This window comes from Pseudarthrobacter woesei, from assembly GCF_055412745.1.
Genome location: NZ_JBVAYU010000012.1, coordinates 41051 through 63575, shown reverse-complemented (window position 1 = coordinate 63575; position 22525 = coordinate 41051). Strand labels below are relative to the sequence as shown.

The 22525-nt window shown below is 63.1% G+C and carries 14 protein-coding genes and 1 pseudogene; 4 read left to right on the top strand and 11 right to left on the bottom strand.

What is annotated here, in order from left to right; genetic code table 11:
* Positions 1 to 2119: 2119 nt before the first annotated feature.
* From ACZYZE_RS15630 to ACZYZE_RS15590, 9 genes and pseudogenes are all read right to left on the bottom strand, one after another.
* Positions 2120 to 3304, bottom strand: a complete 1185-nt coding sequence (locus ACZYZE_RS15630; RefSeq protein WP_463908708.1) for a glutamate--cysteine ligase — start codon at positions 3302 to 3304, stop codon at positions 2120 to 2122.
* Between the two features lie 242 nt (positions 3305 to 3546).
* Entirely contained in the window at positions 3547 to 3975 is a 429-nt protein-coding gene (gene arr, locus ACZYZE_RS15625) for an NAD(+)--rifampin ADP-ribosyltransferase (RefSeq protein ID WP_463908706.1), read from the bottom strand.
* A 1608-nt stretch (positions 3976 to 5583) separates the two neighbouring features.
* Positions 5584 to 6066, bottom strand: a pseudogene (locus ACZYZE_RS15620) (DUF8821 family protein).
* A gap of 421 nt (positions 6067 to 6487) precedes the next feature.
* The gene (locus tag ACZYZE_RS15615) at positions 6488 to 7561 is read right to left on the bottom strand and encodes an NADH:flavin oxidoreductase/NADH oxidase (RefSeq protein ID WP_463908704.1); all 1074 of its coding nucleotides are present in this window, start codon (positions 7559 to 7561) and stop codon (positions 6488 to 6490) included.
* Positions 7562 to 7683: 122 nt separating this feature from the next.
* Complete coding sequence (locus tag ACZYZE_RS15610) at positions 7684 to 8883, bottom strand: M20 family metallopeptidase (RefSeq protein WP_463908702.1); 1200 nt, start codon at positions 8881 to 8883, stop codon at positions 7684 to 7686.
* A complete protein-coding gene (locus tag ACZYZE_RS15605) occupies positions 8880 to 9899 on the bottom strand; it encodes a ketopantoate reductase family protein (RefSeq protein WP_463908700.1) in 1020 nt (339 codons plus the stop codon). The genes ACZYZE_RS15610 and ACZYZE_RS15605 overlap by 4 nt, the downstream gene beginning before the upstream one ends.
* The gene (locus tag ACZYZE_RS15600) at positions 9889 to 10707 is read right to left on the bottom strand and encodes an SDR family NAD(P)-dependent oxidoreductase (RefSeq protein WP_463908698.1); all 819 of its coding nucleotides are present in this window, start codon (positions 10705 to 10707) and stop codon (positions 9889 to 9891) included. The genes ACZYZE_RS15605 and ACZYZE_RS15600 overlap by 11 nt, the downstream gene beginning before the upstream one ends.
* Positions 10704 to 12017 carry an MFS transporter gene (locus tag ACZYZE_RS15595; RefSeq protein ID WP_463908696.1) on the bottom strand — a complete coding sequence of 438 codons (1314 nt, stop codon included), beginning with the start codon at positions 12015 to 12017 and terminating at the stop codon, positions 10704 to 10706. Before ACZYZE_RS15595 ends, ACZYZE_RS15600 begins: the two co-directional genes overlap by 4 nt.
* Positions 12014 to 12883, bottom strand: a complete 870-nt coding sequence (locus ACZYZE_RS15590) for a polysaccharide deacetylase family protein (RefSeq protein WP_463908694.1) — start codon at positions 12881 to 12883, stop codon at positions 12014 to 12016. The genes ACZYZE_RS15595 and ACZYZE_RS15590 overlap by 4 nt, the downstream gene beginning before the upstream one ends.
* 313 nt (positions 12884 to 13196) lie before the next feature.
* Here ACZYZE_RS15590 and ACZYZE_RS15585 point away from each other — a divergent pair, with 313 nt between their 5' ends.
* Positions 13197 to 14201: an Lrp/AsnC family transcriptional regulator gene (locus ACZYZE_RS15585; protein ID WP_463908692.1), complete on the top strand. Its 1005-nt coding sequence runs from the start codon at positions 13197 to 13199 to the stop codon at positions 14199 to 14201.
* Positions 14202 to 14558: 357 nt separating this feature from the next.
* On the opposite strand, the gene ACZYZE_RS15580 is transcribed toward ACZYZE_RS15585, so the two are convergent.
* Positions 14559 to 15758 (bottom strand): PucR family transcriptional regulator, encoded by a 1200-nt coding sequence (locus ACZYZE_RS15580; RefSeq protein ID WP_463908690.1) that lies wholly within the window; start codon positions 15756 to 15758, stop codon positions 14559 to 14561.
* 127 nt (positions 15759 to 15885) lie between these two features.
* On the opposite strand from ACZYZE_RS15580, the gene ACZYZE_RS15575 reads away from it, so the two are divergent.
* From ACZYZE_RS15575 to ACZYZE_RS15565, 3 genes are read left to right on the top strand one after another with little or no spacing between them, the layout of a single operon-like run.
* Positions 15886 to 17574, top strand: coding sequence for an amidohydrolase (locus tag ACZYZE_RS15575; RefSeq protein WP_463908688.1), 1689 nt, complete (start codon positions 15886 to 15888; stop codon positions 17572 to 17574).
* Between the two features lie 2 nt (positions 17575 to 17576).
* Positions 17577 to 18902: an MFS transporter gene (locus ACZYZE_RS15570; RefSeq protein WP_463908686.1), complete on the top strand. Its 1326-nt coding sequence runs from the start codon at positions 17577 to 17579 to the stop codon at positions 18900 to 18902.
* Between the two features lie 8 nt (positions 18903 to 18910).
* Positions 18911 to 20176: an ArgE/DapE family deacylase gene (locus tag ACZYZE_RS15565; protein ID WP_463908684.1), complete on the top strand. Its 1266-nt coding sequence runs from the start codon at positions 18911 to 18913 to the stop codon at positions 20174 to 20176.
* Positions 20177 to 20241: 65 nt separating this feature from the next.
* On the opposite strand, the gene ACZYZE_RS15560 is transcribed toward ACZYZE_RS15565, so the two are convergent.
* Positions 20242 to 21525, bottom strand: coding sequence for a M20 family metallo-hydrolase (locus ACZYZE_RS15560; protein ID WP_463908682.1), 1284 nt, complete (start codon positions 21523 to 21525; stop codon positions 20242 to 20244).
* Positions 21526 to 22525 lie beyond the last annotated feature (1000 nt).

Genomic DNA, 22525 nt, shown 5'->3' with positions numbered 1-22525 from the left:
TCAAAGGGGTGGAGCTGCAAGTCCTGAACATAGCGGCAAACACGGTGCGGCACCAATGCGGCGGTTACGCTGCGGCACGCCCGTACCCATGGGGTCCGGCTGGATGATTCTGCCAGCCGGAACCTCAATTTTGATCCCCTAACGCCCAAGGTTTAGCTGGGAATACGAAAGTGTGTTTCGTCAACTTTACGTCGGCCATTTCAGCGCTTGTAATTCGGCCGTGTGGGCCCGGTTTCCTGCCCTCTTGGTGTTCGGCCTACTTCATCAGGGCATTTTTGACTCTGTAGGACTCCCCGCGGAACTGCAGGAGTGTACCCGCAAAAGCCCGTGGATGGGGGCGGTTTCTGGGGCTAAACGGTAGTTTCAACACCATGACCGGACTCCTCATCTGATGCCCTCGCGTATCCACGAACGACCGCCGCGATCGCACAGGCGATCGGTAACGATCCGGTCTGGGTCGTCGCAGCGCTGCTCGCTAAGCATGCGTTGACGCCCGCGGGGGCAGAGATCGTCGGGGGTCCACCACCGAAACCGCGGAGGACAGCGACGCCGGATACCCGGAAGCCGGATGCGGCGATGACGGGAAGAATGATGGCTGCGGCGGCGGGTTACTGGTGGGAAGGCCATGGCAACAGGTTCCACCAGTTCCTGCAACTCGCCTCGAGGCCGGCCCCGCATGCCGATTGGCCAGGCTCAGCGAGCTCATGGTCTGCTCCGGATCAGTTGCCATGTCATGCCGTTCCCCCTGCAGTCCTGCATGAACCTGTATCACAGCTGAAATTCCGGGCCGGCCGCAACCCTGGGTCGATCTAAAGAATAATCAGAAAGTCATGTTGTACGCGGCCCTGGCCGCAATGAATTGGTGAAAGCGAAAACCCGACGGAAGGACGAACGAGGATGAACACCCAGAAGAGACCCCACAGGGCAGTACCCGGTCCCCATAGGCATCCGCTCCCCCACACAACCGAATAGGCCGTTTCCGGGACCCCACACACCCGGAACATCAGATCAGAGGCAAGAGTGTGCACAATGTGCACACGAAAAAACACCAAAAAGGTCCCTGAACAGGGAAAACACTGTGCCCGAGGTGGGACTCGAACCGGGTTCCAGCCCTTGAAAACACTGGACTCCCCCGGAAACATGCTGAGTACGGGCCAGTCCGGCACCGGTACGGCCCAGTCCGGGACCCAAAGTGTGGACACTGTCCACACCCCAATTCTCCCCACCAAGGCCGCCCAAACTGCCGCACCCCGCATTGACAGGGTGCGGCATTTCTCCGTCGCGACATTGTTGAACAAGCCGTAGGACTCCACGTGCGGCAGCAACCTTGTCATGTCCTCGCTCAGTGCGGGCTCTTGGACAGACCTCGCAAGGCTGTCGGTCGCTAGGCTCTGCATTACGATTCCACCTCCCTTCATCCCTTTCATGGTCCGATGGGCCGGCAGCCGCATGACCGGGCGGCGCCCCACAAGAGCCCCTCCCCGCGTATTCACCAGAGACATGCTCCAATCAGGGAATCATAGCGACGGCACCATCCTCGGCCGGCGGCACGGTGGAAGCCTTTGGGACCCTCGCCCCCAGAAGACGGAATCTGAGATAGGTGGATGAGGGTTCCGTGGCTTAACGTCCGGGGCCAGTGCTCGCCGCATCACGGCACTGAATGGGCGGCCTTTTCTGGATGACGCCGCTCACAACCTCGCACGACCGATTTCGCACACCGTTCTCAGGGTTGGCCTCACACCTGCTAAGTGACGGAAGATCCAATATCGGTAGTTCCTCGCCAGCCGTAAGGCGTCAATATTTACGCAGCAGCCGTCGTTAGTGCTTTCGCATTTGGTGAACAGCAGGTTTTCTGACCAAGACGGAATGCGACACCGCATTGGATAGACCTGCCTGTCGGGCCTGGCACTCGCCCAGTACGCCGCCGGGCAGGTTGCCACTGACCGTGTACCCACACATCTCCCCGGCGGCGAACAACGCAGATGTGGACCACGGCCTGTTCGACCGGCCACACGGTCCGCGATGGCGAGGATCACGGGCCGATGACAAGGGCCACTAAGACCCGGCCAGCACAGCTAATTGAGTCCATGCCTGTCCAGTCGGGACGGTGCCGAACGAATCAGCGCGACAATGCGGCCAGTCCGGAACCTCGGCTTGCGTCAACTACGGATCCAAGGAGCCGTTCCAAGCGGGGGTGGCGGTTGCCCGCCTCCTCGTGGGTCATGGCCGAGGTGTCGGCAACGACATCCGCGAAGCTGCCGTTGCGTTGGTAGGCTTGCCGCTGCCGGGTCGCGCCCGTGCCTTGATCAAGTATCCGTTGCAGTGACTCCACCACGAACGCTGCGTCCCCGGTCTCGTCGAGGGCGTCCCGGACATGGTCTAAGAGCGCGGTAACAACATTTCTGGCCGTATCAGGCTTGTGGGCAGTGGGGTGGAGCAGGTTCCCGCCGACACCGAACCGGCTCGCCCGCCAGGCTCCCTGGCGCAGGATCGCGGCGGGAACCATGTCCGGAGCCTGGCCTCCCTTCCATTCCCTTGCGGCGGTCTCCACCAGAGCCCGGACCAGGGCAGCGATGACGACGGCGTCACGGACGTCAGAACAGACATCGGACACCCTCACTTCGACAGTTGGATGCCTGGCAGATAGGCGGGCGTCAAAATCCGGACTGGTGACCACCCCGGTGGCCGCCAGGCCCTCCACCAGCCGGTGGTAGGCGTCCGCCGACCCGAAGACGTCCGACGGACCGGCCGTGGACCACCGGTTCCAGGCCTGCGTACGGAAGCTGGCGTAGCCGCTGTCGGCGCCGTTCCAAAAGGGGGAATTCGAGCTTAACGCTATGAGCGGCGGGAGCCAGGAGCGGATCCGGTCCAGGATCGCGACGCCTTCCTCATCCGAGCCGACTGATACATGGACGTGGTATCCGCACGTCAGCTGCTCGCGGGCCGTTACGGCAAATTTTTCCAGTAGTGCATCGTAACGGAGGTTGCGGGTGTGCTGCGGAGCGACCGGCAGCGGGGAGGTGGCCAGGGCAGAGATCCTGGCGCCCACTGTCCGCGCCAAAGAGTCTGCGTAGGAGCGGCCGGCGCGTATTTCGGCGGCCAGTGCGCTCAGGCTGCTGTGCGGCCCGGTGATGACTTCGAGTTGTTCCTGCTGAAGTTCCACGGCCAGCATCGGGTAGGCGGAAGGAACCTGTGCCCGATCGCCCGAGTTATGAAGGCGCAGTACCTCTCCGGCCAAGGACAGGGGCCTGCCGCTGTGGGAATCCACGATCAGAAATTCTTCCTCGACACCAAGAGTACGCACCTACTAAGTGTGGCGCACAAACCACCGGTGGAAGACCATATCCGGCAGTCACCGCCCCACCGGGGACTCCGACGGAAGCAACACTTCGTGGCGCTGCAGGCCAGACACTGGCGACTCTCTCGAACAGGCAGGATTGGACGGCGGGAATGAAGTTCGAGCGGCACAGGAATCAATGCCCACGGCGAGCTGGCAGGCAGGGCTGAAGTCCAATTCGGCCAGCCATATCTGGATCCGGGCGTCTACTAGTCGTAGATGACCGCCTGGCCCCGACGTTTCAGGTCGGCGAGGCCCTCTCGCATGGCCTGCAATTGATCGGGCGAGTGCCCTAACCAATCCACGAGTTCACCGACGACCACCACCGGTTCCCGAGTGCGGTAAGACCGGGTCGGATTGCCGGGGAACTTCTTATCCGTCAGGTTGGGGTCATCTTCGAGGGGGCCCGCCGGTTCCACGATGTAGATCCGTCCACGGCCTTCCCCTGCGGCCAGTTCAGCCCCCCACGTCGCGGCATCCAAGGTTGCCGTTACGTAGACGTGATTCGCGGTCCTTCCTTCTTCGAAGTTCGAGCCGCGTCCGGGCAACAACAGGTCACCCACTGCCAGGTCCGCTTTCGTCCCGTGAAACAGGGCCCCCGACTCATGGACTTCAAATGGTTTGGGCTCGTTCGTCATACCACCCCTACAAGTTCGATTCAAAATCTTAGCCCGGCCGACCCCGTGCAGCAACAAAGCTCTATGAGGTGAGAAAAGCGCCCGTAAGCCGGTCCCCCCACCGGTGCAAGCGCCACCCAAAATTTCCAGATCACGACCGCCACTATCGCATTGGTGATCGGTAAAGATCCGGTCTGGGTCGTCGCCGCGCTGCTCGCCCAGCCTGCGTAGACGCCGGAGAGGTAGAGATCGTCGGGATCTGATTGAGGGCAACGTGGCCAGCTCCCACCGCCATAGCAGCGAGGTCAGCGACGCAGGATGCGACGATGACGGGAAAATGATGGCTGCGGCGGCGGGTTAACTGGTTGGAAGGCCATGGCAGCGGGGACCACCAGTTCCTACGACTCGCCCTCGTGGCCGATCCCGCCTACCGACTGGCTAGGCTCAGCGAACTCATGATCTGCTACGGATCAGTTGCCAAGTCATGCCGTTCCCCCCGCGTTCCTGCATGAACGGGTATCAGAGCGGAAATTCCGGACAGGCCGCAGACCTGGGTCGATCCAAAGAACACTCAGGAAATCATGTTGTGCACGGTCCCGGCCACCATGAAGTGGTGAACGCGAAAACCAAACGGAAGGACGAACTAGGATGAAGACACCCCAAGGGACGATACCCGGTCCGCCGTAGAGAGCCGCTCCCCCACACAACCGAATAGGTCTATCCGGGACCCATACACCCGGAACATCACATCACATCACATCACATCACAGGCGAGAGTGTGGACACTGTCCACACTAAAAAACACCAAAAAGCCCCTGACCTGCGGAAACACTGTGCCCGAGGTGGGACTCGAACCGGGTTCCAGCCCTTGAAAATCCGCCACTCCCCCGAATACATCGCCAATCCGGCCCAGTCCGGAACCGGTACGACCCAGTCCGAAGCCCAAGGTGTGCACATTGTGCACACCCTCATTTTTGCCCAATCCGTTGCCGGGCCCAGAAGTCTCCCGTGACAGTGCGGGCCACGACAGTTTCACGCTGCGCGTAACGTGGCTCCGCTCTGGCCTAATATTCTCCGAAGCGCCGGTGACGACTGCCATCAAACACCCACCGAGGTGGCATTGCACAGTTTGTGAGCCGACATGGGTCATGGCTGTTCGTTCCTCCTTTCCGAACATCTCATAGGCAAACGGGAACGTAGCGGCATGACCGACGCTCACTAGCCGCCCTTACAAAAAGTGGGGAATCCAAGGCTCTGCGTTGCGCCGTTGCTAATGCTTGGGATGACCAATCCGGGGTGTTTCGGCCCGCGCCACCCTGCACGCCCAGTTGGTGCCCGGAAGGCGTCGCGGCCAGCCTGGAGAACCTGGCAGCCAGGTTTCCAAGCAGGACGTCATGGACAGCCACACCTTTGAGGCGCAAGCTACCGCGGCCGGCCCTGACCCCTGCAGTGAATGGCAAGCTGGCCTTTGTGGCCTGTGGCTCACTATGCTCGGCCCAGGAGCGGCGCTATGCCCGGATCGATCACCAGCGCACAGTCGCGGGGGCAAGTATGAGGGCTATGTATTCCGTCAGCAATACGGGGGAAAACACACCCGGGGCGCGGCAGTCGGCGCGGAACGTCCGCTGATCAGTACTCGCCCTTGATCACGAAGTAGGAGCCCGCGGATAACGCCCGCCAGCTTTGATTTCTGGCGGGCGAACTTAGAACGTGAAGCCAGTTCCTCTGGAATCTCCCTGCCTTCGGCCAGTTTGAATCCGACCGCGCGCTTCCCGCCGTCCTCGATGCTGTACAGACGTTGATCGACAGCCCCGACTCGTAGAACACGTAATCAATCCGTAACCCGTCGACCTTGAAGGCGGTCGCTTCCAGCGGGCGGGAGCCGATGACAATGTCACGCTCGTCCCTTAGAATGCGGCTCACCCGGTCGCCCACCCCCGGAACCTCGCTTGCAGGGCTAACCGTGAAGACGTGGTCATACTTGTTGCGGTAGTAGCGCCCCTCGTTGGCTCGCAACCCAGCAAGCGACTCGGCGCCGGGAGACGATTCCAGGCCGACAGTAGAAACGTTCTCGAAATCAATAACGAACGGCGCACGTCCTCCTGAGCAGATGTGATGAAGCAACGATAACGTGACGAATGCATTCGCCGACGTCCGAACGCTCGTGGGCCGACCCCGACCCTCAACGACCCGACGAAAGATCCGCTATCGGTGTCGCACGATCAGTCAAAAGAGGTTGATCTGAGTGACGTGTGGCGAGGTTCCTGATGCCGCGTGGCTTGCCGTCTGGGTCATCAGACCTCTCGGGCCAGAAATACTTGACACAACCAGCCCGTGGGCCCGACGCTGCCGTATCGCTGAAGCGATCCGTCCGCGTGGGCGCAGCTCCGTTCGTTTCAGGTCTCTCGCCGACTCGGTGTCTAACACACGTACCTCCATCAAGCGCGGGGTTCCGTGTGTTGGTCCCAGGCGGCGGGGTTGTCCTTCTTGCGCTGCTCGATGACGTGTCGGCTGTCTGCGTTGTATGGCGGCACTACAGCGCTCGGTGGTACTGACTCGGCCAGTATTCCTTGGGCTGGCCTCCGGCCAGCCGAAGCGCATAGTAAGGATCGCGCAGCAGTGCCCTTCCGACGATCACGGCATCGACGGTGGATGACTCGAAGACGTTCCGTAGGAGGTCGGGGTCCGCCATTTGCCCCACCGGGGCCACGGCGATTCCGGCAGCTTGCTTGATTGACTCCGCGAAATCCAAGTTCAGGCCCTGCCTGTTCGGCGGCGGAGCGTCTGCAGCCAAGGCCCCGGATGTCACGTCGAGTAGATCGATTCCCAGTCGGCCCAGTCGCTGCGCAAACACCTTTGCCTCATCGAGGGTGATGCCCCCTTCAATCCAATCCGTAGCCGTCATCCGGACAAGCACGGGTTTCTCGGGCGGGAAGGCATCACGCACGGCTTTGGCGACCCGCAATGGGAGTCGCATCCGGTTCTCAAGCGATCCGCCATGCTTGTCCTGGCGGCCATTCGAAACCGGGGACAGGAACTGGTGGAGCAAGTACCCGTGTGCGGCATGAATCTCCACCACGTCGTAGCCGGCTTCGTCGGCGTTTAACGTGGCGGCGGCGAACGCGTCAATGACTTCGTCAATGTCCGCGGCTGTCATTTCCTCGGGCGCAGTCAGTTTGCCGAAGGCCCTGGGAGAGGGAGCCAACGGCACCCATCCCCCGTCCTGGACCGGGACGGCGCTGTTCTGGCCGCTCTGGACCCAGGGCTGCCTGTGTGAACTCTTCCGGCCCGCGCTGTTGAGCTGTATGGCGGCGACGGACCCGAGTTCCTTGATCTGCGAGGCAAGCATCCTGTGCCCCTCGACTTGCTCCGTACTCCAGATGCCGAGGTCGTGCGGCGTCGTTCGGTGCCGGGGGCCGACGGCGGTGGACTCCACCATGATCATTCCCGCACCGCCTACTGCCCGGGAACCATAGTGCACCCGGTGCCAGTTGGTGGGCACGCCGTCCTGGCCGGCAGAGTACTGACACATTGGAGACATCCAGACCCTGTTGGCAATTTTGACTCCGCGCAGATTCAACGGCTCGGCAAATCTTCCGCGATCCATTCCGATCCATTCTCCAAGTCAGGTGTCCTGGCCAACGAGGTTGTCGGCCCTGTGGTGATGCTGTGGTGATGCATGACGACGGCGGGCAGTGGTTCCGAAGCCGCTGCCCGCCGCCGGACTTCTCAACCGACGGCTGCTCCCACCACAGCGCCGATGCTTCGCTCCGGGGCCTCTGCCAGGGCAGCAAGGAGCCCGGCGGCGAGGCATGTCCGCTCGAGCATGCCGTTGATGCTGATCCATTCGTTCCGGGCGTGGGCGCCGTCGCCGACTGCACCGAGTCCGTCGAGGACCGGCAGTCCGAGCGCCGCGGCGAAGTTGCCGTCGCTGGCGCCGCCCACGGACGTTTCTGCGAGAGGGAATCCGAGCTGATCGGCCACGTATTCGGCTTCGGCAAACAGCCGTGCCGTCTGCGCGGAACGAGCCATGACCGGCCGGTTCCAGCCGCCTGTGACGCCCAGGCTGGCGTTGGCATTCCGTGCGCTCAAACTGTTCAGCACGCCGTTGATGCGCTGCACTTCCGTCTCGGAGGAGACGCGGACGTCGATGTCTGCTGTCGCGGAGCCGGCCTTGACGTTGGTCCGGGTCCCGCCTCGCACCAGCCCGACGTTGACGGTGGTTCCCTTGTCGAGGTCCGTTTCACCGTGGAGCTGTACGATCACGCGTGCTATTTCATCGATGGCACTGGCGCCCACTTCGGGGTCGAGTCCGGCATGTGCCTCCTGCCCGGTGGCTTTGACCTGGAAGATACCCACGCCCTTCCGGGCTGTCTTCAGTGCTCCTCCCGCGCTGGCTTCAAACACAAGAACGGCATCTCCACGGACCACTTCAGCCTCGATGACCGGCCTCGACGACGGGCTGCCCACTTCCTCGTCCCCATTGAGGACCAGCCGCAGGTTCGGGCGGGGAAGACCGAGTTCCCTTGATGCCTTCAGCGCCCACACCAGTTGCACCAGCCCGCCCTTCATATCGAAGGCTCCGGGGCCCGTAAACCGGTCCCCGTCGACAGTTGCCGGCCAGTCACGGAGGGTCCCCGCGGACCACACCGTGTCGTAGTGGCACAGGGCGGTGATCCAGCCCGCCGCGCCGTCGTCCGATGGATAGTCCAGGACGAGAGTATCGGCCCACTTTCCCCCGTCGACGAGTCGGCGGGAGGCCGGTTCCCCGATCCGATTCTGCAGCCACTCCTCCACCCAGGCAAGACCGGAGGTGAGCAGCGCCTTGTCATCCGAGGGTGTTTCCTGGGAAACGTAGGCGGTCAGGTCTTTGACCATGTCCGACCGTTTGAGGCGAACCCAGTCGGGCAGGTCCTTCAGCGTGCTCATCGGGTGATGGCCTTCCGGTCGAGGGCGGTGAGGTGTTCTTCATCCATGACGATTGAACCGGTTTCGAGCCGCCGGATCATGGTTACGAGCTCCTCAATGAGGGGTAGCTTCAGGCCGTGCTTTGCACCGGTTTCTATTACGGGTTCGTATTGGGTCGGCACTTCCGTGGGACGTTTCCGGACGGCAATGTCGCGCCAGATTCCGGAGCGTGTCTTGGTCTGCGTGGAGAGCCACTTGATGAGATCATCCGTGGCCGCGGCGTTGCGTTCGGGATCGGCGCCGCGCACGAAACTCTGCGGGTCGAAAGCATCGAAGCCCTCAAGCCTGACCCCCTCTGCCGACGCCACATCAAAGACTTCGGCGGCGAGACCGTTCATGACCGGCCGGTGCCGGTCAATGAGCTCGCTCATGTCGGCGTCGGCCAGCGCGGTCGCGGTCAGCATCGCCCCAAATCCGAGCTTGGACCAAAGAAATCCGGCGACGTTGTCCGTCACCGTCGGAGTGCCCCAATGGCGGAGGTCGTGGGCCAACTGCCGAATCCGGTCGCTGGTGCCGCCGGCATATTCGCCCAGTGCCATCGCTCCGCTGCCGCCGTCTTTGATGACGCCCGGGTCCAGCACGTCCGCAAAGAGGTCCACAAAGGCAATCACCGTGCGGTGGGCGCCGATGTGGGCGGCGATTGTCGCCTCGTTCAGACCGTTCTGCATCGAGGCCACGTAGCCGTCCTCGTGCAGCCGCGGGGCAATCCAGGCGGCGGCGCTGTTTGTCGCCTGGGCTTTGACCGCCAGCAGTACGCGCCCGAGTTGTTCCGGGGCATCGTCCAGCCCGAAGACAGGGAGCCTGGACACCAGCGTTCCGGATGGCGTGACGATCTGCAGCCCGTTCCGCCGGATCGCACCGACATGGGCTGCGTCGGCATCGACGAGTTGGACCGGGACGCCCTGGGCGTCCAGGTGGGCGGCTAACGTGCCGCCGATGGCCCCAGCACCTACTACTGTGTATGGGCTATCCTGCATGGCTTCCTTTCAATTCGCTGTCGCTTTCAGTGGCGCAGCCACCGGCGGGCCAGTGCAGCGGGAGGTGCAAGGCTCCGGTGGCGGAGCCTCCGTCCACGCGCAAGGTCTCGCCGGTGATCCAAGCGGCTTCATCCCCGGCCAGCCACACGACGGCACGGGCAATATCGTCGGGTTCACCGCGACGTCCCAGCGGGTTGCCGGAGACTGCCGCAGCGTATTCCTCGGTGACCGGATTGACGCTGCTATTGACGGTGACGAAGCCCGGGGCGACGGCGTTCACCCGGATGCCGTATTGGCCCAACTCCAGCGCCGAAGCACGAGTGGCCATCTCAAGGGCGGCCTTGGACGTGGAGTAGGGTGCGGCGCCGGGACGGGCACGCAGCGCCGCTCCGGAGGAAATGTTAACAACGCTGGCCGGCCTTCCTGTTTCGACGGCCCGCTGGGCCAGCGCTACTGTGGCCAGCAGGGGCGCTCTGGTGTTGAGGTTCAAAACCTTGTCCCACGTCGCCGCATCCAGGGAGAGGAACGGCGTCGCCGGGTAGACGCCGGCTGAGTTGACCAGGACGTCCACCGGGGCGGTGGCCCAGGACTCGGCGATCATCATCTCGGCGCCAAGGTCCGTGCCGAGGTCCACGATCAGGGTGCTGACTTCCTCCGAACCGGCTTTCCGGCATGCTTCCGCGGCTTCGGCCAGCGGTGCCGGGTTGATGTCCACGAGGGTGAGTCGGAAACCGAGACCCGCGAATCGCTGTGCAACCTGCAGGCCAATCCCGCTGCCTGCGCCCGTAATGACTGCGTGCCTGCTCAATCCAGGTCCTTGCCTTTCGTCTCCGGCATGGTCAGGTAGACCACGACGCCGATCGCCGCGGCAGCGGCGCAGTACAGCCATACGAACTGTCCCAAGCCGTTGGTGTTCATCCAGGTGGTCAGGTACGGTGCGGTTCCGCCGAAGATCGCCACGGCAAGTGCGTAGGGCAGGCCGATGCCGGTGGCCCGGACTTCGGCCGGGAACTGCTCGGCCATGATCACGGCGCAGTTGGCGGAGTAGCCCAACAGCAGGATGATACCGATGACCTCGATCAGCAGGAGCATCCAGAAGTTGCCGTTCAGCAGGGCGAAAGCGGGCCAGGAAAAGAGAAGGAACCCGGCTGCGAAGGCCGTCATGGTCGGCTTGCGGCCGATTTTGTCCGAGAGGATTCCGGCGAAGGGCAGCAGGACCAGGAACAACCCGACGGCGATGAAGTTGGCCAGGAGTGCCTGGCTGAGGGGGATACCGGTGGCCACAGCAGCGTAAGTGGGCATGTACGAAACCCACATGTAGTAGAGCAGAGTTCCGGCGATGGTGATGCCGAAGACGCGGAGCGTCGACTTGGGGTGCTTCACGAACATCGTGAAGACAGAGTTGGCGCGCTTCTCGCCGCTGGCTTCGCTGCGGGTCTTGGCGTCGACGAATGAGGCTGTCTCTTCCACCGAGGAGCGTAGCCAAAGACCTACGAGGCCCAGTAGCGCGGCAACGATGAACGCGAGGCGCCAGCCCCAGCTGTCCAGGGCTTCTTTGGACAGTGTCGAGGTAATGATGGCGCCCATGCCGGAAGCCAGAAGGACGCCGGCTCCGACTGAAACCTGCTGCCACGAGCCGGCAAAGGCACGGCGGCGCGGCGCGGCGGATTCAACGAGGAAGGCCGAGGATGATCCGAACTCGCCTCCGGCGGAGAACCCCTGGACCATCCGGGCGACTACAAGGATGATCGGGGACAGGATGCCGACCGTTTCGTAGGTGGGAGCGAATCCGATGACGGCTGTGGCCCCGGCCATAAGTCCGATCGTCAGCACTAGGCCCTTCTTGCGCCCGTGGCGGTCAGCGTAAGCGCCCATGATCGCAGCGCCGACGGGCCGCATCACGAACCCGACAGCGAAAATCGCGAGGGTTGCCAGGAGCGCGGCGACGGGATCGCCCTTGGGGAAGAAGTGGTGGGCGAAGATCGACGAGAATGTGGTGTAGACCGCCCAGTCGACCCACTCAACGGCGTTGCCGATGCCACCGGCAATGATGGCTTTGCGTCCCCGGGCGGAGAGCTTGGTGTCGTGGACTGGTTCCAGTGTCGTAAGTTCACTCATGAGATGGTCATCCTGGTGGTGAGTTGGGATGCAACGTGCGTTGCCAGGTCTGCGTGCGTGGTGATCCAGACGTCGTTGAACGTGCGGATGTGCTCCAGGAGGTCCTCCAGGACGAGCATCCGGGAGCGGTGTCCGATGATGTGCGGGTGCATGGTGAGCTGGAATACTCCGCCCTCCGCGTAGGCTGCATCGAATTCGTCCTTCCATATCTGGACGAGCTGGCGCGGCGGCATATGGGGACGGAGCCCGGAGAAGCGGTCCATCATCAGGTACGGGGCGTCATCGCGGATCCACTCCACCGGGATCTCCACGATTCCTGTCGGCGAGCCGTCGGCCAGCAGTTCGTACGGTTCGTCGTCTGCCATCAGCGAGGAGTCGTAAACGAACCCGAGTTCCCGGATGACGTCCAGGGTGGAGTCGGAGAAGTCCCAGGAGGGCGTCCGGATCCCGACCGGGCGGCTTCCCGACTGGTTGTGCAACACGTCTGTGGCGCGTCCGAGCAGGTCCAGCTCCTGTTCGTAGCTGAGCAGAGTGTTGCGCTCGTGGATCCAGCCGTGCACTGCCACCTCGTGGCCCTGTTCCACATAGGTGGGGACCTCGTCCGGGCGGACCAGGGCGCAGACCGCGGGAATGTAGAAGGAAGCCGGGGCCTCATAGCGGCGGAGCATCTCGAGGATCCGCGGCACGCCTACCCGGGCGCCGTACTCCCCTTGTGCCATCCTCCCCGGCGACGTCTCGCCATCGCGCAGGGACGGGGTCTCGTGGTCAGAGTCGAAGGACAGCAGGACCGCCGCCTTCGCACCGCCTTTCCAGCGCAGGGCAGGATCGGGGTGGGTCAGGGACTGTCCAGCGCGAACCTTATTCACGTGACCGCGCCATTGAGACTCGGGCCACTGCCAGGACGGGGCGTCGTTCATCTGCACTCCTTATCATTCGCGAGGTGCATCCCTTTCGGCGGGGACTCGGTCCACCCGTGCCGAGGAAACAACTTCCCGGCAAGTGATGCAGCTCTCAATTTCCAAACCTAGGGCAGATCATGCTTGCAGACAAGAGTCTGTGGGTAAATCATTCATAATTTTGCTCTTAAACGGTTTTTTCCTCGTCTAGCGGTGTGCGGGAAGGGTAGTCTGGACATACTGCGAGGTGGGATAACGACGGGTGGAGGCCGACATTTCTTTCATGGATGAAACGGACTTGGACATTGTCGCTGCCCTACAGGTGGCCCCTCGGGTCCCTGCGAACAGTCTTGGCGAGATTCTGGGGGTCCCTACCAGCACCATCACCCGCCGGCTCAACCGGCTCCAGAACGAGCGCCTGATGAAGGTGATCGGCCGCTTCGCGTGGCCCTTGATCCTCTCCGGCAACCCGCAGCAGCTCTGGGTGCGCTGCCTTCCAGGCCAGGCTGCCCAGGTGGCGGAGCAACTCAAAGCCTTCTCGGAGATCCAGTTCGTGATGACCACGTCGGGGACCTGCGACGTCTATGCGGATCTGTTTCCCTTGCGCGGCTCCGATGTCAATGATCTGATCAGTAACCGCATTCCGTCCCTGCCTGGTATCAAGTCGGTAGAGAGTCGTTTGGTTCTCGATTCCCGCCGCGTGGGCCAGTCCTGGCGCCTGGGGCGGCTGTCGCGGGCACAGACCGAGGCGTTGGCTGCGCACATTGTCCCCGTGAACCAGCCAGCCCTGCGCTTTATGGAGGAGTTGACCGACGTCGAGTTCGGGACGATGTTCGAGCTAGGACGCAACGCCCGAGCTTCAGCTGCCGAGGTGGCCAGAACCCTTGATGTCAGCAGTTCATCGGCCTACCGCGCCATCCAAATGCTCCTGGCTACGGGGGCTATTTCCCCGCGTGTCGAAGTGGAACCCAGCGCCGTGGGTTTTCCACTGAGTGCCGTAATCTCGCTGCAGGTCAAGCCCAAGTTGATTGGAACGGTGCTGGACCGGCTCGCCACCCACGACTCCGCGCGCATGATCTCCATGGTCACAGGCAAGGCGCCCGTTGTGTTTCACGGACTCTTCAGGGGGCCCGATGAACTGGCAGAATTCATCATCCGAGATATCGGCGCCCTGCCAGGAATCCAGACCATGGACACCTGCGTGGGCGTCAACGTGCTGCGCCGTTATTGGATGGATCGTGAGAGTGTGTTCATCGGAGAACAGGTGGAGGACCTGCTCCGGCGATAGGAAAGGCATAGTGGCGACAACTAGTGCCGGTCAGTTTGGGCAGGAACCCTTAACAAAAGACGCCGGGGGTTTGTCATTCGTGCCTTGCGTTGCGTGGCGACTTTGGGCTACCTGTAACCATGCTGATAGCCATGATGCGGTCAACCTATGTAACGAAGATCCGTTATCGGTCCGGCGAATATCAATTCGAGAGGGGTCTTCGAAGCACTGACACCAGGCGGTCGAGTGTAGGGTCTGAATTGCCTAAGCAGCTTTAGAGCGATCTCCGTATGTCCGTCGTGGCCAAGCCAGTCGTCTCACCGTTAGCGTGTGGGCGGCGGTGCCGTGGAAGCTCTTCGAAGAGTTGCGGAGCGGATCCTACTCCCCGAGCGGGAGATGGACGTGAAGAGCGGCAATCACCGCAGCGGCGTCCTGGGGATTGGCGGGATCGAAGCTGGTGAGTTGCCCGAATCGGGCAAGCCGGTTCAACACCGTGTTTCGGTGGCAGTACAATTGCCCGGCAGTCTCTGACACCGACCCGGACCGAAGGTACGCCTGGACAGTTTCGATGAGCCGGTCCCTCTCATGAGCGGAGATCGTTGCGAGCGGGCCCAGCACGGTGTCCGCCAAAACGGTTCCGTATTCTCCAAGCCGAGTAACGGCGACGTGCCCCCACGCATCACGCACCGTCCGCTGACCTAGACGGTGGGGCGTCACGACCGGCAATGATTCCAGAGCGATCCGAAGCATCCGGGGCACGTCGGCCAATGACCTGGCGGGAGGCGCCACAAAGCAGTCCAGCGGGGCCAGCCAGGGACGTGCCCCCTCCGGCTCGCGCCCCGCCCGGGCAGGAATGTCCTCAAGAATAAGCACCAGCACGCCTTCGCGCTCGTGCAGAAACTGTTCAACTCCGGCGCGAACCACCTCTGCCCGGAATGCCTTCTGAGCGTGTTCTGCGGCAACGGCAACTATGAAGTCGCTTTCCGACGCCACGCCGAGCGCGCGGGCGGCCTGTCCCAGCAACTGCGGATCTTTGCCGTCCGAGTTGAGGAGTCGCGACAGAAGGAACGCACGCTGCGTCTCTTTTTCCTGTGCCATGGTGGCAAGCTCATCGAGGTAGCCTGCATGCACTCGGATGGTGTGGAACTCCACCGCTTCCCAGACACGCACCGCACCCTTGGTCAGGTCCGGCAAGGACGATTGTGGAACTTTCTCCAGCATTGCGGTCCAGAGGACTCGGAAGTCCATGCGCACTGCGCGCAGAAGAGATTCAAGGGGCAGGCCCTGTTGCGCGCGGCGGTGTCCTAGTGCTTCGGACATCCCCGCGAGCCGGTCAGGAATTGGTAGGTTGCCCACTAGCCGCAGCAATAGTTCCATCGACGCTACGGCTGTCTCCTCCAGATCCTGGGCGACCACTGCGGAGCCCGCGTAATCGTCGATCTTCTGCACCTCAAGAAGGTACTCGTGCGCGATCCGATCGATGTCGGCGAGGCAGTCGGCCACCAAATCCGACACCACCGACCGGGAAGTCGGCCCCCGGGACACGTGTGGGGCGTCCGCGGACGCTTCGCTGGGCATATGCCCATTCTAGAGCCGGACTGCACTGTATATATCCATTGTCTACGCGAGTGATCCAGACCACCATTGGATGAGCCGGCTCTGTGCAGCCTGCGCTTCTATACCCGGAAGGACATCCTCGAGGACCATGCTCGATCTGAAACTTGTCAACGCCGCCATCTTCACCATGGCGGATGCCGCACCCGCAGCGCACGCTATGGGGGTACTTCACGGGCGGATCGTCGGATTCAACGACGACGTCCTTCACCTCCCGGCGCAGCGTACGCTCGATTGCGGTGGCACCGTAGTCGTCCCCGGCTTTGGGGATGCGCACAACCACATGGCGTGGTTTGGGCAGTCCCTGACTGAACTCGATCTGGCCGACTGCCGGACCCTGGATGAAGTGTACGAGGCGGTCTCCCGGTTTGCGCTCGATCTTCCCGAAGACGCGTGGGTGGTGGGCTCCGGTTATGACGACACGGTCATGGGCGGTCATCCGCACCGGAGGGGCCTCGACCGGTCCGCGCCCGGTCGTCCGGTATGGGTCAAGCATCGGTCAGGGCACATGTGCGCCGTAAACACTGTGGTGCTTGATCGCACGGGCGTTCTGGACGGCTCGGCGGTCGTGCCCGAAGGCGGCAGAGTGGTGCAGGATTCCGAGGGACCCACCGGATTGCTTGAGGAGCAGGCTCAGAAACTGGTTTCTGCGCTGGTTGTGCCCTACCCGATGGCAGGCCTCGCGGACGCCATTGGCGCAGCGAGCGAAGTCTACGCTTCCGAGGGCCTGACGCATGTCGTGGAGGCCGGCATCGGGTCGGGCTGGATCGGCCGCAGCGCCGTGGAACTGGCCGCGTATGTTGAAGCACGACGCCGCGGCCTCCTGAAAACCCGGGTGCAGCTGATGGCGGCCAGCGATGCTCTGCACCCGCTCCAGTCCAATCCCGCGGATGGGATCACCTTCGGCCTGGACCTCGGCATCGCTTCGGGCTTCGGCGACGACCATATCCGCCTCGGCGCGATGAAAATCTTCATCGACGGTTCCCTGATCGGCCGCACTGCAGCCGTAACCGAGCCGTTCTGCGACCACGACCATGGCACCGGCAGCTTCCAGCGCTCCGCTGAGGAACTGACACAGCGGATTATCGACGCACACTGCTCGGGATGGAACGTGGCGGCGCACGCCATCGGGGACTCCGCCGTCGACGTCGCGCTGGACGCCTTTGAGGCCGCGCAACAGAAACTAGCGCGATCCGACGCCCGGCACCGCATCGAACACGCCGGCATGGTCCGGCCGGACCAGCTCCCCCGGTTCGCAGCGCTGGGAATCACACCGGTTCCGCAGCCGCACTTCCTGTACGAGGTGGGCGATACGATGGCACGCGCCGTCGGAGCAGAGCGGGAACCCTGGCTATACCGCCACAAGTCCTTCCTGGACTCCGGAGTGCGGGTCCCCGGCAGCTCGGACCGGCCCGTAGCGTCCGGGGCGCCGCTACTGGGCATGCAGTCCATGGTGACGCGTCGCACTTCCGGCGGAGCAACGCTGAGCCCGCAGGAGGTGGTCGACGCCAACACGGCCCTGCGCGCCTACACGGTAGACGCCGCGTGGATCGCAGGCGAGGAAGACCGGCGGGGAACGCTGGAACCGGGAAAGCTCGCCGATTTCGTGTTCCTCTCGGCCCACCCCGCAGACGTGCCGCCCGACGAGATCAGCCTCATCACCGTGCTGGCGACCATGCTCGACGGCGCCTGCATTTTCGGTCACGACTACATCGACGAACTACAGAACACCTCCACACCCGGCCAATCACCGGCCCACCCTGAGAAGCAGAAAGACTGACCATGAAACCAAATGAGACACCACAGGCAGAGGAAGTCACCGTACCCTCTGTCAGCGGAGCCGACGCGGGCACAATCGCCCGCGCGGCCTTCGTAGGCACTGCCCTCGAATGGTACGACTATTTCCTCTTCGGCACCGCCGCAGCGATCGTGTTCAACCGACTCTTCTTCACATCGCTGGACCCGACGGCTGCAACGTTGGCAGCCTTTGCCACATTCGGCGTCGGCTTCGCAGCCCGTCCGCTCGGCGCCGTTTTGTTCGGCTACATCGGTGACCGGGTGGGGCGCCGCCCCGCCCTGCTGATCACCATCGTGGCGATCGGCGTGGCAACTGGCCTTATCGGCTTCCTGCCCGATTTCGGCAGCATCGGCCTCGCAGCACCCATCATGCTTGCCATCCTGCGCCTGGTACAGGGCCTTGCGGTCGGAGGTGAGTGGGGCGGCGCCATGACCATCGCGGTGGAACATGCGCCCCTTGAGAAACGCGGGCGGTATGCCGCCCTCGTGCAGGTCGGTTCCCCGGTCGGCACGCTGATGTCCTCCGGCGCTTTTGCGCTGGTGCTGCTCATGCCCGCCGAGGTCTTTGATTCGTGGGGCTGGCGCCTGCCGTTCCTGGCAGCGTTCCCGCTGCTGCTCGTCGCGCTGTACATCCGGTTGAAAGTTGAGGAATCGCCGATCTTCAACGAACTGGTCAAGCTGGAGGAACGTGCAAAGATTCCGGCGGTTGATGTTTTCCGTCAGGCCTGGGGCCGGCTGATCGTGGCTATCGCGGCCGCTTTCCTCGGCGTCGGCGGGTTCTACATCATGACCACCTTCGTCATCAGCTACGGCACCACCACCCTCCGCATGGACCGTGGACTCATGGTCAACGCAACCTTGATTGCCGCCGTCGTGCAGATCGGAGTGATCCTGGTCATCGGCCGTATCAGCGAGAAGGTTGGACCGGGACGGATGACCTTAATCGGCGGCATGGTGACCGCGGCCGCAGCTTTCCCGCTTTTCTGGATGATCGACACCCGCAACCCAGCAGCCATCATCCTCGCCGTCACTCTCGGAATTGCACTGCTTTCCGTGGCCTACTCGGTCACCGGAGCCCTGCTGACCGAACTGTTCCCGCCGCAGCTGCGCTACAGCGGTGTCGCTCTCGGATACAACCTTGCCGGCGCCCTGAGCGGATTCCTGCCGCTGATCGCCGTCGCCCTGCTGGGTGTTTCCGATGGAGCCTCCTGGACTGCTGCCCTGCTGCTGATTGTGGTGTCGCTGATCACCGCTGCCGGCGGATTCTTCGGCGAGCGTCTCCGTCTCAAAGACAAAGCGATCGTACGGTAAGGGACGCCATGCTGAATCCAGACACAGCGCACCGGATTACCGACAGCGTTGATGCAGCTTTCGACCGCCAGCTTGAGTTCACGGCGGAGCTGGTCCGGCATCCCTCTCTGAGGGCCGCCGAGTCCAGCGCCCAGGACCTCATGTTTGCTGAGCTCCAGTCCCGCGGCCTTGTCATGGACCGCTGGACGCTCGACGGCGAAGCCCTTTCCGCGCACGTGGGTTACGGTCCCTGCACGGTTGCCTTCGAGGACCTCACCAACGTAGTGGGCACCTACACTCCCCCGGAGGAAAGGGGCCGTTCCCTCATCCTGAACGGGCACATCGATGTTGTTCCCACCGGGCCCGAGGAGATGTGGGAGCGCAGCCCCTGGGACGCAGAGGTGAAGGACGGCTGGATGTACGGTCGGGGGGTCGGAGACATGAAGGCCGGCCTCGCAGCCAACCTCTTCGCATTCGATGCTCTTCGGGCCGCCGGGTTCGCCCCGGCGTCGACCATCCACTTCCAATCAGTGGTGGAGGAGGAGTGCACCGGCAACGGGTCACTCGCCGCGCTTCAGCGCGGATACACGGCAGACGCCGTCGTCATTCCCGAGCCGGAAGAGAACATGCTGGTACGCGCGAACGTGGGGGTCATCTGGTTCCGCGTGCGCGTTTCCGGCAGGCCAACCCACGTGCGAGAAATGGCCTCCGGGTTCAACGCGATTGACGCCGCCTACACGGTGATGGCAGCTCTTCGGGAGCTGGAAGCTAAGTGGAACACCGAAAAGGGCAACCACCGGTACTTCGCGGACGTGGACCATCCAATCAACGTCAATATCGGCATGATTTCCGGCGGCGACTGGCCCTCAAGCGTCCCGTCCTGGTGTGAGTTCGACGTCCGTGCGGCACTGTATCCCGGGATCCCGGCCGCTAATGCCTGGGACGAGATTCAGGAGTGCCTCCGGACCACCGGGGCCGGGGCAGCAGTGTCGGCTGAGCGGACGGGCTTCTTTTCCGAGGGCTACGTTCTGGAGGAGGGATCGGATGCCGAGGCTGTCCTGGCCTCTGCGCACCAGGACGTCTTCGGGGGGGCGTTGCAGAGCTTCACGACGCCGGGGTACCTGGACGGCCGCGTCTTCGCCCTGTACGCGGGGATCCCCGCGCTAGTCTACGGGCCGGTGTCCGACGCCATCCACGGTTTCGATGAGCGGGTGCATATCGAGTCGGTGCGCAAGGTCACCAAGACTATCGCCCTGTTCATCGCCGATTGGTGCGGTGTGACCGAGATTACGTGACATCTCGCAGAGATATGGAAGGGCGCCCGGCCATTGGCCGGGCGCCCTTCCATATTGTGTGCTGGCTAACGAGGGTCGAGCTCCCCGAGGCAGAGGCTCCGGACGATGTCAGTTAACACGTGCAGACCGCTGACGATGTCCTGGTCGGTGGTGTACTCGTGCTCGTTGTGGGAGGTGCCCTCCACCGACGGAACAAAGAGCATAACCGTGGGAACCATGTCCTTCAGGTTGGTGGAGTCGTGTCCGGCCAGCGTCTTGACCCGCGCGTACCGAAGGCCGCGGTTGGCGGCGGCCTTCTCGGACAAGGCAACCCCCTCCGGCTGGTACGGAGTGACCGGCCAGCTATGGGATCCGGTCTTGCTGATCTCCACCCGGGCGGCCAGTTCGATCTGTTCGATGCGCTCGTGCAGCATCCGGTCCGCCTCGGCGAGGAGGTCCTCCTCGGCGGACCTTAGGTCGAGGAGCAAGGTGACCAGGGATGGAACCACGACGGGCGAGTTGGGGTAGACGTTGAGCTGGCCGACTGACGTGTGGACGGCGCCGTCGGGAAAGTGGTCCGCGATCTCCCTCGCGGCGACGACGAGCATTGACGCTCCGAGGAGGGCATCGCGCCGGTCTGCAATGACTGTCGAGCCGGTGTGTCCCTGGTCGCCGTGAACTTCGAACTGGTACTTGTTGGCCGCCCAGTTGGAGTCGACGACGCCGATGGTGATGCCGTCGCGTTCCATGCTGCGGCCCTGTTGGATGTGAATTTCAGCGGCGTAGACGGCGGTAGGTCCGATGCCCTCGCCCAGTGCGGTGGTTGCTTCCAAGGCCTCTCGGACGGTGATGCCCATCGGGTCCATGGTGGCCAGAACGGCCTCGGGCGTCATCTTTCCGGTGTAGACGGAGCTGCCCATCATCGACGGTTTGAAGCGAGCACCTTCCTCATTGAACCAATTCACGACGGCCAGGTTGTACCGGGGAGTTGTCTCATCGGCGCGCCATTCAGCGGCGAGGCTGAACGCTGCGTGGGCGGCGGCGAGCACACCGTAGGCGCCGTCATACCGCCCGGCCGTTGGCTGGGAATCAAGGTGGGAGCCAACCAGCACGTACGGTGCACCGGGACTCAGCTCCAGCAGGCCGAACTGGTTGCCGACCTGGTCGAAGGATACGTCGAACCCCTTCTCCCGAAGGATGCCGGTCAGCCAGGCTCGCTGTTCGCCGTCTGCGGGTGAACCCGCCTGCCGCTCCACTCCCCCGCCAGGCGTAGCACCAAAAGTGCTCAGGATGGCGAAGTCCTGCAGGAACACTGCGTCGGCTCCTGTGAACTTGGTGGGATCGGGTTCCGGCACAGCACCGTTGCTCATAATTAGTTGTCCTTCGGGCTTGATCAATGATTTACACAATCGTCTCAGGACCGCGCGACGCAGGCACTGGATCGAGACAACCATTTCAGCCGGCGGCATTGTGAATCTGCACATCAGGCAAGGAAACAGCGTGAGGGAACGCCTCTGTCGATGCGCATCCCATAGTGCACTTGCATCGCCGGCGGGCAGGCGGACGGCGTGGGACGGCTTTTCCAACTCGGCGGCCGGAGCATGTCTTGGTGCTTTGACCGTTCTCCACGAAGGGAAGGGACTGGGTCCAGTCTTGTCGGCTTTCTCTGTAACGAAACCGACTTGTCCCAGGCGCTGGCGCACCAAAGATAGCAGCGGCCAGCCGTGCCCCGGGGGCTGATACGAGGCCACGACGAATGCCGTCCCGTGCAAGTGCACGCGGGCGGCATTCGTGAGAAGGCTAGTTCTTGGTCTCCCTAACGCCGCACCACTCGGCGATGAAGAGGGCGATCGACTTTGGCGATGCGTCGGACGGATCGACTTTGGCGATGCGTCGGACGGAGCCGACGTCCACACACTCGTCGCAGCCGTGGATTGCTCCTGAAATCTCACCGTAGACCAGCGATGATTATCGGCGTGCAGGGTGAAAACCCGACCATCGAGGAATCCAAGGGCCACGAAGCACTGCAGTTCCATTCCGAATACTGTGCCGCGGGCGCGCCGATGGCATTGAATCCCGACTGCATTTCCCGCGAATGGGTTGGTTGGCCGGCGACCTCAAGTCGAAACCAGATAACGCTAACGGTGGCGCGGACCGTATGTCCTCTTGAGGCTCGGGGATGATGACGGCGTCTGCCCTGGATCAGCGAAGGTGCGCGGCGCCACTCTCGAGCCCGCGCTGCCAGGCGACCCTGGACTCATTCCGCTGCTGTCGGCTGTCCGCAGTGACCGCGAATGACCCGCGGTGGGCAGGGCTCGTCGTAGATCACTGCCGCTGGTAGCTGAGATATGGCACATCATGGAGGCATGA